General features: G+C 65.4%; 11 protein-coding genes. 6 read left to right on the forward strand and 5 right to left on the reverse strand.

Features of this window, described 5'->3' with window-relative positions; all coding sequences use genetic code 11:
• Nucleotide 1: 1 nt before the first annotated feature.
• From BMZ21_RS07465 to BMZ21_RS07480, 4 genes are all read right to left on the reverse strand, one after another.
• Entirely contained in the window at nucleotides 2–751 is a 750-nt protein-coding gene (locus BMZ21_RS07465) for an ABC transporter ATP-binding protein (RefSeq protein ID WP_091831427.1), read from the reverse strand.
• Entirely contained in the window at nucleotides 748–1,698 is a 951-nt protein-coding gene (locus tag BMZ21_RS07470; protein ID WP_091831429.1) for a branched-chain amino acid ABC transporter permease, read from the reverse strand. Before BMZ21_RS07470 ends, BMZ21_RS07465 begins: the two co-directional genes overlap by 4 nt.
• Nucleotides 1,698–2,603, reverse strand: a complete 906-nt coding sequence (locus BMZ21_RS07475) for a branched-chain amino acid ABC transporter permease (RefSeq protein WP_091831431.1) — start codon at nucleotides 2,601–2,603, stop codon at nucleotides 1,698–1,700. Before BMZ21_RS07475 ends, BMZ21_RS07470 begins: the two co-directional genes overlap by 1 nt.
• A gap of 162 nt (nucleotides 2,604–2,765) precedes the next feature.
• Nucleotides 2,766–4,061 (reverse strand): ABC transporter substrate-binding protein, encoded by a 1,296-nt coding sequence (locus BMZ21_RS07480; RefSeq protein ID WP_091831433.1) that lies wholly within the window; start codon nucleotides 4,059–4,061, stop codon nucleotides 2,766–2,768.
• Between the two features lie 225 nt (nucleotides 4,062–4,286).
• On the opposite strand from BMZ21_RS07480, the gene BMZ21_RS07485 reads away from it, so the two are divergent.
• The 4 genes from BMZ21_RS07485 (at nucleotide 4,287) to BMZ21_RS07500 (ending at nucleotide 9,548) form a co-directional block, all read left to right on the forward strand.
• Nucleotides 4,287–5,429, forward strand: coding sequence for a CaiB/BaiF CoA transferase family protein (locus BMZ21_RS07485; protein WP_091832377.1), 1,143 nt, complete (start codon nucleotides 4,287–4,289; stop codon nucleotides 5,427–5,429).
• A gap of 7 nt (nucleotides 5,430–5,436) precedes the next feature.
• On the forward strand, nucleotides 5,437–6,594 hold the full coding sequence (locus BMZ21_RS07490) for an acyl-CoA dehydrogenase family protein (protein ID WP_167561566.1): 1,158 nt from the start codon (nucleotides 5,437–5,439) through the stop codon (nucleotides 6,592–6,594).
• 5 nt (nucleotides 6,595–6,599) lie between these two features.
• Entirely contained in the window at nucleotides 6,600–7,433 is an 834-nt protein-coding gene (locus BMZ21_RS07495) for an HTD2 family dehydratase (protein ID WP_208862232.1), read from the forward strand.
• A 156-nt stretch (nucleotides 7,434–7,589) separates the two neighbouring features.
• Nucleotides 7,590–9,548 carry a bifunctional 2',3'-cyclic-nucleotide 2'-phosphodiesterase/3'-nucleotidase gene (locus BMZ21_RS07500; RefSeq protein WP_091831439.1) on the forward strand — a complete coding sequence of 653 codons (1,959 nt, stop codon included), beginning with the start codon at nucleotides 7,590–7,592 and terminating at the stop codon, nucleotides 9,546–9,548.
• A gap of 45 nt (nucleotides 9,549–9,593) precedes the next feature.
• Here BMZ21_RS07500 and BMZ21_RS29860 read toward each other — a convergent pair whose 3' ends face one another.
• Entirely contained in the window at nucleotides 9,594–9,908 is a 315-nt protein-coding gene (locus BMZ21_RS29860) for a hypothetical protein (RefSeq protein ID WP_143079664.1), read from the reverse strand.
• Between the two features lie 124 nt (nucleotides 9,909–10,032).
• On the opposite strand from BMZ21_RS29860, the gene BMZ21_RS07505 reads away from it, so the two are divergent.
• A complete protein-coding gene (locus BMZ21_RS07505; RefSeq protein ID WP_091831441.1) occupies nucleotides 10,033–10,329 on the forward strand; it encodes a hypothetical protein in 297 nt (98 codons plus the stop codon).
• Nucleotides 10,330–10,470: 141 nt separating this feature from the next.
• A complete protein-coding gene (locus BMZ21_RS07510) occupies nucleotides 10,471–12,195 on the forward strand; it encodes an ABC transporter ATP-binding protein (protein WP_091831443.1) in 1,725 nt (574 codons plus the stop codon).
• Nucleotides 12,196–12,214 lie beyond the last annotated feature (19 nt).

The raw sequence follows: 12,214 nt of genomic DNA on the forward strand, positions 1-12,214 counted from the left end.
CTCAGACCCCCACCCCGATCACGGTCTCACGCACCTCCGGATGGCTGAGGATCTCGTCCGGCGTGCCCTGATGGGCGATGCGCCCGCCGGTCCAGACCGCGACGCGATTGGCGTAGCGGGCGACCACATCCATGTCGTGCTCGACGAAGACCGCGGTGGTGGCGCGGGCGTCGAGCACGCGGGTCAGCGTGTCCATCACCTGGAACTTCTCGGTCGAGGACACCCCGCTGGTCGGCTCGTCCATGAAGATCAGCTTCGGTTCGAGCGCGAGCGCGACGGCGATGTCGATCAGCTTGCGCATGCCTTCGGGCAGTTCGCGGACAATTCGGTTGCCGGTCGCCTTCAGGCCGACCAGATCGAGCAGCGCCCACATCTCCTCGGCTTTGGGGTGGCGCTGCATGGCGAGGAAGGGCGACCAGGAGCCCTCGCGCGCCGAGAGCGCCAGCAGCAGATTCTCGATCACGGTGTTGTCGAGGAAGAGCTGCGGGATCTGGAAGGAGCGGCCGATGCCGAGGCGGGTGATCGCCTGCGGCGAGAGGCGCGTCACATCCTGCCCATTGAAGACGACGCGGCCGGATTGCGGCTTGAGATAGCCGGTGCAGAGATTGATGAAGGTGGTCTTGCCGGCGCCGTTCGGGCCGATGATGGCGATGCGTTCGTTGGCCGCGACCTTGAGCGAGGCGCCGTTCGCTGCCTGCACGCCGCCGAAGCGCAGGTTGAGGTCGTCGGCTTCGAGGATGACGCCGCTCATCGCCCGCCCTCCTCGCGCTGCGGCCTGCTCTTGCCGGCGACGATGCCGTAGAGGCCCGCCGGGGCGAAGAAGATGATGACCAGCAGCATGACGCCGAGGACGGCATGCCAGGTCTCGGGCGCATAGACCGCCGCATAGCCGCGGATGATCTGGAACATCAGCGCGCCGAGGAAGGGCCCGGCGACGCCGCCGATGCCGCCCAGGATCGCGATGAAGACGAATTCCCCGGAGCGCACCCAATAGGCCAGCTCCGGCGTCACATGGCCGGAGACGAGCGCGATGATCGCGCCGCCCAGCCCCGCCAGCAGGCCGGAGAGCAGATAGGCGCCGTAGAGCACCTTGCGCGGGGAGACGCCGAGATATTCGAGCCGCGTCTCGTTCGACTTGATCGCCTCCAGCGCCTTGCCGCTGGGCGAAAGCAGGTAACGCGCGACGAAGAGCGCCGCGAGGATGCAGAGCACGAGCGTGACATAGAAGGTCGCGAGCTCGAACTGCTCGCGGCCGAATTCGATGCCGGCGAAGGTCGGCCGCGGCACGCGCTTGCCGTCGGCGCCGCCGGTGATCGAGAACAGCTTCTCCAGCAGCGAGAAGAACACCATGGAGATGGCGAGGTTGAGCATGCCGAAGAAGATCGCCCGGTAGCGCACGATGAAGAGGCCGACGATGGCGGCGAGCAGGCCGGAGGCCGCCATGCCGACCGGGATCAGGATCAGCGCCTCGTGCCCGACCTTGGCCGCCGCCAGGAAAGCGACCGCATAGGCGCTGAACGAGAAGAACAGGCCATGGCCGAAGGAGACCTGGCCGGCGCGCAGCAGCACCATGATGCCGAGCGCCGCGAGGCCCTCGCAGAGCGCCACGGTGAGGATCACCGTCGACCAGGGCGAGAACAGCGGGAAGACCGCGAGCGCCGCGATCAGCGCAAGGCCGAAGACGAGCTGGCGCGCCATCACACCTTCCTCGTCTGTACGGTCGAGAACAGGCCCTGCGGACGGACCAGCAGCACGAGCATCATGATGAGATAGGGGATCAGCACGTCGAACTCGGGAGCGAAATAGACGGCGGCCGAGCGCCCGAGCCCGATCAGCAGCGCCGCCACCGCCGCGCCCTCGATGCGGCCGAGCCCGGCCGTCGCGGCCACCGCGAAGGAGAGGACGAGCGTGCCGGCGCCGATGCCGGGGGTCAGCGATGTCGTTGCCGAGGCGAGCGCGCCGCCGAGCGCCGCCAGCGATGCCCCGATGATGAAGGTGATCAGGTAGACCCGCGCCGCGTCGATGCCCATCGCGGTCGCAGCCTCGCGGTCCTGCGTCACCGCGACGATGGCGCGGCCGAAGCTGGTGCGGCGCAGGAAGAAGCGCAGGCCGAGCAGCACCGCGAGCGCCACCAGCGGCATCAGGACGAGCTGGTAGGTGGTGTAGAAGATGCCGAAGACCTCGACGGTGCCGAGCCAGTTCATCGGCGCGTTGGCGAAATAGGGCTGGACGCCGAAGACGACCTTCTGCGCGTCCTCCAGGATCATGAAGACGGCGAAGGTGACGATCAGCTGCAGCACCTCCTCCTTGCCGTAAACCCGGCGCAGCAAGGCGATCTCGACAAGGCCGCCGACGAGGATGCCGACCAGCGCGGCCGCGAGCAGCAGCACCGGAAAGGCGAGCCAGGTCGGCAGCCCGGCCGCGCCGAGCGCGAGCACGCCGGCCGCCGCGACATAGGCGCCGATCGCATAGAACGAGCCATGGGCGACATTGACGATGCCGAGCACGCCAAAGATCAGCGACAGTCCGACCGCGACCAGAAAGATCAGCGAGCCGTAGGCCAGGCCGTCGAGCGCGGCGAGGAGGAGCATTTCAGGAGGCATGCGGTCCGTTCTTGAGATTTTTTGGACGGTTGCTTTCAGCACGTGTCGTCCCGGGCGACCGGAGGGAGACCCGGGACCCATGCCTGAACCGTTCCGGCATGGGTCCCAGATCAGCGCCGCTGACGCGGCTTTTCCGGGACGACCAGCGCGAGGAAAGCGACGTCACTTCGCGTAGTCGAAGGTCTCGATCGACTTGTCGGTGACGAGGTCCGGCTTCACCTTGGCGAACCAGTCGAGCGACTTCTCGCCGAGCGGCGTGGTCACCAGCTTGCCGGGATAGAGCGCCATCTTGTCGTAGACCGCGAAGGGATAGTCCGGCACGCGCTTGGTCGTGCCGAGCAGCTGGTCCTCGAGCCCCTGATGGTCCTGCCGGATGGTGACCGTGCCCGTCAGCGACTTGAACTCCAGTCCCTCGAAGGCGGCGATGACCTCTTCCTTGCTCGGCCATTTACCGCCGGCGCCGGCCTTCTCATAGGCCTTGGTCAACCCGGTCAGGGCCTGCTGCATGTGGAAGGTCGGGTAGATCGGATAGACGCCGGTCTTGTCCTTGTACGCCTTGACGAAGGACTGCATCTCCGGCGTGTCCTTGTGCTTGGGATGGCGCCAGTAATGGTCGCCGCGAGAGCCGACGATCACGCCCTCCGGCAGGACGGCGCCGAGCCGCTCCAGCGAGCTTTCGGCCAGCGGCAGCACGAAGGTCGACTGCTTCAGCAGGCCGCGCGCAGCCGCCTGCTGGACGAAAGTGTCGAGATCGCCACCCCAGGAGGTCGAGATCACGACGTCGGGCCGCAGCGCCGACAGCCTTGTGATCTCGGTGGAGAAATCAGGCGCGCCGAACTTGGGGAAGAGCTCGGCGACGACCTTCACATCGGGCTTCAGAGCCTTGAGGCCGGCCTGCAGCAGCGCCCAGGATTCACGGCCCCAGGCATAGTCCTGGTTCACCACCGCGACGCTCTTGAAGTCGGGTTTGACCTTCATCAGGTAGAGCAAGGTCGCCATCATCTCGGCGCCGGCATGAGCCTGCGTGCGGACGGAGTATTTCCACTTGCCGTCCTCGAAGATGGTCTGCGTGCCGCAATCCCACATCACATTGACGACCTTGAGGTCCTCGGCGACGGGTGCGAGCGCATTGCAGGAGCCGGACGAGATCGCGCCCAGCATCACCTGCGCGCCCTGCTCCTGCACGACCCGGCGATATTCTGAGAGGAGCTGGTTGGTGCCGGCGCCCTCATCGACATAGACCGGCTTCAGGGGCACGCCGAGCACGCCGCCCTTGGCGTTGATCTCCGCGATCAGGAGGTCGGCGGCATTGCGGCCGGGCACGCCGAAGACCGAGGCCGGCCCCGACAGGAAGGTCGCGATGCCGACCACCAGTTCCTTCGGCTTGTCCTGTGCCAGAGCCGAGCCTGCGAGCAGCGTGCCGGCCAGCGCGGCCAGCGCCAGTTTCATCGTCTTCATGAGCATCCTCCCAGAACCTCGCATGACATCGGGCGCTCTTGAGCGGCGCCTCGTCCGGCGAAAAAGGGCGCATAGAGCCAGCACTCGGACAAGAAGGATAAAGCGATGAAGGCCATAGGGTTTTTCTATGGAGCCGGGCGCTATGGCCGCCATCGCGAAACGCTATTTGACTTCATCGGGCCGACGACGATCTCTCGCGCGGAACGGAAGGCGCGCGACGGTCTGATGACGAATGCTCTCGATGGAATCCTGGTGGTGGCGCTGGAGCAGGCGGTGGCCGCTCCGCTGGCGAGCTGCCGGCTCGCCGATGCCGGGGCCCGCGTCATCAAGCTGGAGCGTGAGGAAGGCGATTTCTCGCGGGGCTATGACGACTATGCCGGAGGCCTGTCCTCCTATTTCGTCTGGATCAACCGTGGCAAGGAATCCTGCCGGGTCGACCTCAAGGATCCGAATGACCTCGCTCTGGTCGAAGCGATGCTGGCGGAGGCCGACGTCTTCATCCAGAACTTCGCGCCCGGCGCGACCGACCGGCTCGGGATCGGCAGCGAGGCGCTGCGCCAGCGCCATCCCAGGCTGATCACCTGCGACATCTCCGGCTATGCGCCCGGTACGCCGCACTACACCAAGAAGGCCTATGATCTCTTGATCCAGGCGGAAGCCGGCCTTGCCGCCGTCACCGGCAGCCCCGATTCCGGCCCGACGCGGATCGGCATCTCGATCGCCGACATCGCCACCGGCAATGCCGCCTATGCCGCGATCCTCGAAGCGCTGATCCGGCGCGGTCGCACCGGCGAAGGGTCGCGCATCCAGCTCTCGCTGTTCGACACCATCGCCGATTTGATGAACGTGCCCTATCTCACCCGGCGCTATGGCGGGATCGAACCGCCGCGGCTCGGTCTAGCCCACCCCTCGATCGCGCCCTATGGCGTGTTCCGCCTCGCCGATGCCGAGGTGCTGATCTCGATCCAGAGCGAGCGCGAATGGCAGATCCTGGCCCGCGACGTGCTGGGCAATGACGGCCTGCTCGACGACCCACGCTTTGCCAGCAATGTGCTGCGCGTGCGCAACCGCCCTGCCCTCGATGCCGCGATCCAGGCGACGCTCGCCACCCGAACCTATGCCGAGACGGCAGCAGGGCTCGATGCCGCCCGCATCGCCTATGGCACGGTCTCGACAATGGCCGACCTGATCGACCATCCGGCCGCGACCGCCCTGCCCGTCCCGACCCCGAACGGCCCGATCGAGGTGCTGGCGCCACCGGTGCTGGTCGACGGCGAGCGCGCCCTGATGCGGGCGCCACCTGGCCTCGGCGAACATGATGAAGCGTTACGCCGCGAGTTCATGGCGAAAGCGGCGCGATCGGCCTGAGATGAGCATGACCACAGCCAACGATCACACCGACATCCGCGAGGCGGTGGCAAGGCTCTGCGCCGACTTCCCCGGCGAGTACTGGCGCAAGCTCGACCGCGAGATGGCCTATCCCAGCGAGTTCGTGACGGCACTGACGCAGAGCGGCTTCCTCTCTGCGCTGATCCCGGAGGAGTATGGCGGGGCAGGACTCACGCTCTCGGCCGCGGCGGCGATCATGGAGGAGATCCAGCGCCAGGGCTGCAATGGCGGCGCCTGCCATGCCCAGATGTATGTGATGGGCACAGTGCTGCGCCATGGCAGCGCCGAGCAGAAGCAGCGCTATCTGCCAGCAATCGCGTCGGGCGAATTGCGCCTGCAGGCCTTCGGCGTCACCGAGCCAACCAGCGGCACCGACACGACCGCCTTGCGCACCACCGCCCGCCGCGAAGGCGATCACTACGTCGTCAATGGCCAGAAGATCTGGACCAGCCGGGCGGCGCAATCCGACCTGATGCTGCTGCTCGCCCGGACAACGCCGCGCGATCAGGTGCAAAAGCGTACTGACGGGCTCTCGGTCTTCATCCTCGACATGCGCGAGGCGCTGCAGGCCGGCCTCACGATCCGGCCGATCCGCACGATGATGAACCACGCCACCACCGAGGTCTTCTTCGACAATGTGAAGGTGCCGGCGGCCAACCTCGTCGGCGAGGAGGGCAAGGGCTTTCGCTATATCCTCTCCGGCATGAACGCCGAGCGCATCCTGATCGCGGCCGAATGCGTCGGCGATGCCAAATGGTTCATCGACAAAGCTTCCAATTACGCGAAGGAGCGCCAAGTCTTCGGCCGGCCGATCGGCCAGAACCAGGGCATCCAGTTCCCGATCGCCAGGGCCTACGCCAATATGCGCGCGGCTGAACTGATGGTGCGCGAGGCGATCCGCCTCTACGAGGCCGGGGCCAATCCGGGCGCCGAGGCCAACATGGCCAAGATGCTGGCGGCCGACGCCTCCTTCGAAGCGGCGAACGCCTGCATCCAGACGCATGGCGGCTTCGGCTTTGCCGAGGAATACGACATCGAGCGCAAGTTCAGGGAGACGCGGCTCTACCAGGTCGCGCCGATCTCGACCAACCTGATCCTGTCCTATCTCGCCGAGCACGTCCTCGGCATGCCGAGAAGCTACTGAGCGCAATGGATATCGATCATCTGAAATCATGGATCGGCCGCTCGGAAGAGGCGTCCGACCTGATCACGCCGCGCCTCGTCGCCAGCTATGAGGCGACGTTCTCCCCTCATCTTGCGCCATACCCGCAGGGCGAAGCGCCGCTCGCCCTGCACTGGTGCCTGGCCCCGCCGATCTCGCCCATGGCCGCGCTCGGTGATGACGGCCACGCTGCCAAGGGCAAGTTCCTGCCGCCGGTGGCGCTGCCGCGGCGGATGTGGGCGGGCGGACGGATCGAAACGCTCGCTCCCTTGCGCACAGGCGACGAGGTCACCCGCCGCTCGACCATCGGTGACGTCACGTACAAAGCAGGTCGCGCCGGCCCGCTCTGCTTCGTCGCGGTCAACCATGCATTCGTCACGGCGCGCGGCGTCGCGCTGCGCGAGCGCCATGATATCGTCTATCGCGAGGCGGCCAAGCCAGGAGCCGAGCCGGCACCGGCTCCAGCCGAGCCTCGCCCGGCCGACCTGACCTGGACGGTCGAGGCAAACCCGGTGCTGCTGTTCCGCTATTCGGCGCTCACTTTCAATGGCCACCGCATCCATTACGACCAGCCTTATGTCACCGGCGTCGAAGGCTATGCCGGCCTCGTCGTGCACGGGCCCATCCAGGCGACGCTGATCATGAACATCATCGCGACGCTCTCCGGCGGCGAGCCGATCCGGCTCGACTATCGCGGGCTCGCGCCGCTGATCGCCGGCGAGGCGTTCCAGGTGAAGGCGAAACGGCTCCCGGACGGCGCCATCGCCGCCTGGACCGAGGGCGCCGACGGGCGAGTGCGGATGGAGGGCGTGAGCCGGTAACGCCAATCGTCATTGCGAGGAGCGCAGCGACGAAGCAATCCAAGGGCGGCACAACGTCCCCAGGATTGCTTCCCACCGCGCGCAATGACGAAAGTCCCCGTGTCACGGTCCTGCCATGGTGCTAGCGTCTGTCGCAGCACCTCGCTTCAGGAGCCGATGATGGACCGCGCCCGCAGTTTCAGCCGCCGTGACACGCTCAAGGCCGGGGCCGCCATCGCCGCAGCCGGCGCGCTCGCCAGCCCGGTCGCGGCGCAGGCCCCGGCCAAGCTCAAGCTCCGGCTGCTGGAGACCAGCGACCTGCACGTCAACGTCGTCCCTTATGACTATTTCCGCGACGCGCCCGACGACACGGTCGGCCTCGCCAAGACGGCGAACCTGATCAAGGCGGCGCAGGCGGAAGCCAGGAACAGCCTGCTCTTCGACAATGGCGACTTCCTGCAAGGCTCCTCGCTCGGCGACTTCGTCGCCTACAAGAAGGGGCTGAAAGCCGGCGAGACCCATCCGATGATCGCCGCGATGAACGCCCTGCCCTATCAGTGCGGCACGCTCGGCAATCACGAGTTCAATTACGGGCTCGATTTCCTCGAGCACGGCCTCGCCCGTGCCGAATTCCCGATCGTCTGCGCCAATGTCGACCGGGTCGGCGGCGGCACGCTGATCGAGCCCTGGCGCATCTTCGAGCAGAGCTTCGAGGACGAGGCCGGCACGAAGCATATCCTCAACATCGCGGTAATCGGCTTCGTGCCGCCGCAGATCATGCAATGGGACAAGGGCAATCTCGACCGCAAGGTCACCGCAATCGACATCGTCGATGCCGCGCAGAAATACCTTCCGGAGATCGCGCTCGCCCATCCCGACCTGACCATCGCGCTCTGCCACTCGGGCATCGCCGGCGGCGAACGCAAGGGCGGCGAGGAGAACGCGGCGCTGCACCTCGCCAAGCTCGACGGCATCGACGTCGTCCTGACCGGCCATCAGCATCTCGTCTTCCCTGGCGGCAAGGCCTTCGACGGCATTCCCGGCGTCGACAACAAGAAGGGCTCGCTGCATGGCAAGCCGGCCTGCCAGCCCGGCTTCTGGGGCTCGCATGTCGGCATCGTCGACCTCGAGTTGGAGAAGCGCGACGGGCGCTGGCGCATCGCCGACTTCAAGGTCGACCCCAAGCCGATCTATGAGCGCACGCCCAACCGCAAGATCGTGCCGAAGGCCGAGGCCGAAGCCGCCGTGCTCGCGACGGTGAAGGCCGACCACGAGGCGACGCTGAGCTATATGCGCGAGCCGGTCGGCACCACGAGCGCGCCGATCAACAGCTATTTCGCCCTCGTCGCCGACGATCCTTCCGTACAGATCGTGGCGGAGGCGCAGATCGCCTATGCCAAGCCGCTGATGGCGCAGACGCCGTACAAGGACTTGCCCGTCCTGTCGGCCGCAGCGCCCTTCAAATCGGGCGGGCGCGCCGGGCCGGCCTTCTTCACCGATATCCCGGCCGGGCCGATCGCGATCAAGAACGTCGCCGACATCTATCTCTACCCGAACACGGTGCAGGTCGTGAAAGTCAGCGGCGCGCAGATCCGCGAATGGCTGGAGCGCTCGGCCGGCATCTTCAACCAGATCGACGTCGCCAGGACCGAGGAGCAGCCGCTGATCAATCCCGGCTTCCCGGCCTTCAATTTCGACGTGATCGACGGCGTCAGCTACCAGATCGACGTGACGCAAGCCTCGCGCTATGACGGCGACGGCAAGCTGGTGGCGCCAGGCGCCCATCGCATCGTCGCGCTCGCCTATCAGGGCAAGCCGATCGACGAAAAAGCCGAGTTCATCGTCGTCACCAACAATTACCGTGCCTCCGGCGGCGGCAATTTCCCGGGCACCAAGACGACGGTGGTGCTGGAGGCGCCCGACCTCAATCGCGACGTGATCGTGCGCTACATCATCGAGAAGAAGACGATCAATCCGGCGGCCGACAACAACTGGTCGCTGAAGCCGCTGCCGGCAACCGTCAACGTCACCTTCCCGACCTCTCCGGCCGCCGTCAGCAAGAAGCCGGAAACGCTGAAGGCGCAGCCGGTCGGCGATGCCGGCGAAGGGTTCGTGAAGTATCGGCTGGGGAGTTAAGCGCCTCCAATCGGAGGCGCCCCTCAATGGTCGATTTTACGCCTTCTAGCGAATTAGACGCGAAATTATATTCCACATCCAAGGCAAAATTAATATCATTAATATTACAGCATATGCTTTTTTGTATTTTTGCGCATCATCCTCTACTATAATTCCTCTCTCAATTCGTCTTTTAATAGGCTTCAATAGTCCAACGGCACTGCCTATAAAAAGAAGAACTAATGCAATGTATATCATATTCAATTCCAAATCCTGATTTACATAACCCTTTCCTACAATAGCTGATTGAATCGACATTAAAATAAGCGCCGGCGCCGTCCAAATGGCGTCCGGGTCGAGCTTCTTCCAGATATTGAACATGAGAATCCACTTACCGGCAGCTTGTTACGCGCGACCGAAAGTAGCGTCTCACCGACATCTCAACCATAAGCATGCGCGAACAAGCTTACCGAGTAGCGGCCTTCGACCTCGAAGCTAGGACCTGTTGTTCGTCGCCCAGCAGGCCGAGCCGCTCTGGACGCTGCGCCAGACGCCGTTCGACTTGCAGCCGTCGAGCGGCGGCGTGCAGACGCGGGCGATGCAGGCAGAAGGGTTGCTGCCGACCTTGTTGCAGTTCTGCTCGCAGCTCCTGAAAATGGCGGAGCAGGAGGTTCTGACCTGCTTGCAGCCCTCCTGGGCCTGCACGGGGCCATTCAGAAGCATGACGAACGACGCCGCCATGCCTGTCATGATCGCCAATCTATTCATGCGCACCCCCTCCGCGACAGAGCAGCGATCGTGACGCGCACGATGGGCGCGTCAACGAAGCAAGGTCGGTACCTCCGCCGAACCGCCTCGCCCCGTCGCCGCAATGCGACCGGTGCGTGACGCTCCGTGCGTCTCCACCTGACCAGCTTGCCGCCAATATGCTAACAGCCCCGGCATGCTCGCCCGCTTCTTCGCCTATTATCGCCCCCATCGCGGCCTATTCCTGCTCGATTTCGGCTGCGCCGTGATCTCGGGCCTGCTCGAGCTCGGCTTTCCGATCGCGGTGAAGCTGTTCGTCGACCAGCTGCTGCCGAGCGGGAACTGGAGCCTGATCGTGCTGGCCTCGCTCGGCCTGCTCGCGATCTACCTGATCAATGCCGGCCTGATGGTGGTTGTGACCTATTGGGGCCACATGCTCGGCATCAACATCGAGACCGAGATGCGCCGCAAGGCGTTCGACCATCTGCAGAAGCTCTCCTTCGGCTGGTTCGACAACCAGAAGACCGGCCATCTCGTCGGGCGCCTGACCAAGGACCTCGAGGAAATCGGCGAGGTCGCCCATCACGGGCCGGAGGACCTGTTCATCGCGGTGATGACCTTCATCGGCGCCTTCGTGCTGATGCTGATGGTGCACCCGCAGCTCGCCTTGATCACCGCGACGATCGTGCCATTGGTCGCCTGGCTGACCAGCCGCTACGGCCGGCGGATGACGGCGAATTGGCAGAAACTGTTCGGCAGCGTCGGCTCCTTCAACGCCCGCATCGAGGAGAATGTCGGCGGCATCCGTGTCGTCCAGGCCTTCGCCAATGAGGAGCACGAGCGCAGCCTGTTCGCAGAGGATAACCAGCGCTATCGCCGCACCAAGCTCGACGCCTACCGGCTGATGGCGGCCTCGACCTCGCTCTCCTATTTCGGCATGCGCCTGACCCAGATGGCGGTGATGATCGCCGGCGCCTATTACGTGCTGATCGGCGACCTGACTGCCGGCGGCTTCGTCGGCTTCCTGCTGCTGGTGACGGTGTTCTTCCGGCCGATCGAGAAGATCAACTCGGTGATCGAGACCTATCCAAAGGGGATCGCCGGCTTCCGGCGCTATACCGAATTCCTGGATACGCGGCCCGATATCGCCGACCTGCCGGGCGCCATCGCTGTCTCCGGTCTCAAGGGCGACATCGCCTATGACAATGTCAGCTTCGGCTATACGCCGGACCGCAAGATCCTCAGGGGCATCGACCTTGCGATCCGCGCCGGCGAGACCATCGCCTTCGTCGGCCCGTCCGGGGCCGGCAAGACGACGATCTGCTCGCTGCTGCCGCGCTTCTATGATGTCGAGAGCGGCCAAATCACCATCGACGGCATCGATATCCGCCAGATGACGCTGGCCTCGCTGCGTGGCCAGATCGGCATCGTCCAGCAGGACGTCTTCCTCTTCGCCGGCACGCTCCGCGAGAACATCGCCTACGGCAAGCTGACGGCGAGCGAGGAGGAGATTGTTGACGCTGCGCGACGCGCCCGGCTCGACGAGATGATCGCGCGGCTGCCGGACGGCCTCGACACGGTGATCGGCGAGCGCGGCGTCAAGCTCTCCGGCGGCCAGAAGCAGCGCCTCGCCATCGCCCGCATGTTCCTGAAGAACCCGCCGATCCTGATCCTGGACGAAGCGACCTCGGCGCTCGACACCGAGACCGAGCGCGCCATCCAGGCCTCGCTCGCTGAGCTCTCGAAGGGCCGGACGACGCTCGTCATCGCGCATCGCCTGGCGACGATCCAGGATGCCGACCGCATCATCGTCATCGACGAGAGCGGCGTCGCCGAGCAGGGCCGGCATCAGGAGCTGGTGCAGCGGCCCGGGATCTACCGGCGCCTGCATGAGGCGCAGTATGGGGGCAGGGCAAGCTGAGGGGCTGAAGAGCCTACCT

The organism is Allobosea lupini (assembly GCF_900109525.1).
GTDB lineage: Bacteria > Pseudomonadota > Alphaproteobacteria > Rhizobiales > Beijerinckiaceae > Allobosea > Allobosea lupini.

Bases quoted from the DNA above. Each gene is read 5' to 3' on its own strand.
- BMZ21_RS07510 (WP_091831443.1), top strand. From the start codon at position 10,471: ATGCTCGCCCGCTTCTTCGCCTATTATCGCCCCCATCGCGGCCTATTC.
- BMZ21_RS07500 (WP_091831439.1), top strand. From the start codon at position 7,590: ATGATGGACCGCGCCCGCAGTTTCAGCCGCCGTGACACGCTCAAGGCC.
- BMZ21_RS07475 (WP_091831431.1), bottom strand. From the start codon at position 2,603: ATGCCTCCTGAAATGCTCCTCCTCGCCGCGCTCGACGGCCTGGCCTAC.
- BMZ21_RS29860 (WP_143079664.1), bottom strand. From the start codon at position 9,908: ATGTTCAATATCTGGAAGAAGCTCGACCCGGACGCCATTTGGACGGCG.
- BMZ21_RS07495 (WP_208862232.1), top strand. From the start codon at position 6,600: ATGGATATCGATCATCTGAAATCATGGATCGGCCGCTCGGAAGAGGCG.
- BMZ21_RS07480 (WP_091831433.1), bottom strand. From the start codon at position 4,061: ATGAAGACGATGAAACTGGCGCTGGCCGCGCTGGCCGGCACGCTGCTC.
- BMZ21_RS07490 (WP_167561566.1), top strand. From the start codon at position 5,437: ATGACCACAGCCAACGATCACACCGACATCCGCGAGGCGGTGGCAAGG.
- BMZ21_RS07470 (WP_091831429.1), bottom strand. From the start codon at position 1,698: ATGGCGCGCCAGCTCGTCTTCGGCCTTGCGCTGATCGCGGCGCTCGCG.
- BMZ21_RS07485 (WP_091832377.1), top strand. From the start codon at position 4,287: ATGACGAATGCTCTCGATGGAATCCTGGTGGTGGCGCTGGAGCAGGCG.
- BMZ21_RS07465 (WP_091831427.1), bottom strand. From the start codon at position 751: ATGAGCGGCGTCATCCTCGAAGCCGACGACCTCAACCTGCGCTTCGGC.